Origin of the sequence: Chromohalobacter sp. HP20-39, from assembly GCF_033052815.1 — a bacterium.
In the GTDB taxonomy this organism is placed as follows: domain Bacteria; phylum Pseudomonadota; class Gammaproteobacteria; order Pseudomonadales; family Halomonadaceae; genus Chromohalobacter.
Genome location: NZ_JAWHTP010000080.1, coordinates 1 through 583, shown reverse-complemented (window position 1 = coordinate 583; position 583 = coordinate 1). Strand labels below are relative to the sequence as shown.

Genomic DNA, 583 nt, shown 5'->3' with positions numbered 1-583 from the left:
CGTTAGTTCCTCCCCCCTAAATTACATCCACACTTTGTTGAATTCAGGTGGGTGGTGTGGCATTTCAACATCACGGCGCCGAGATTTCTCGGTGTTCGGTGTCCGTGACATTGTTATTTACCCCCTAATAATCCACATTCCATAGGGTATGCAGACCGGCTCGATGTGCGGACGGGTGCGTTGAGTAAGGTCCGGGGCTACCAATTTCAAGCTGGGGTGAAGGGCAATGTTTGTGTCCACTGTCGTAGCCGGACGGGTCTTCACTGACGAGAGTGGCATCTACTACGAGGTGCCAGTCCTGCTCACTGCTCAAGGTCCGGTTGACGTTCTTCTCGACTACCTCATTGAGCACTGGGACGCCCGCAGCCCCGATTGGATGGTCAAGGTCACTGCTTCAGTCAGACTATTCCTTGCCTACTTGGACGTGCATGCCACGTATCCAGACGAGCAGGCCATTTTCCAAAATTTCAGGCAACGGCTCCTGACGGGCACGGTGACTGCAGCGACTGGCGAAGACCCCAGCGGTTTGTGGTGGAGCGCTCGTGGACAGAAGAACAGCACCCGTATCATTCGACACCTGACC

1 pseudogene is annotated in these 583 nt (G+C 54.9%); it reads left to right on the top strand.

Annotated elements, in window-relative coordinates:
• Window positions 1–226: 226 nt before the first annotated feature.
• Window positions 227–583 (top strand): annotated as a pseudogene (locus RVY79_RS17015) (site-specific integrase); the annotation flags it as partial.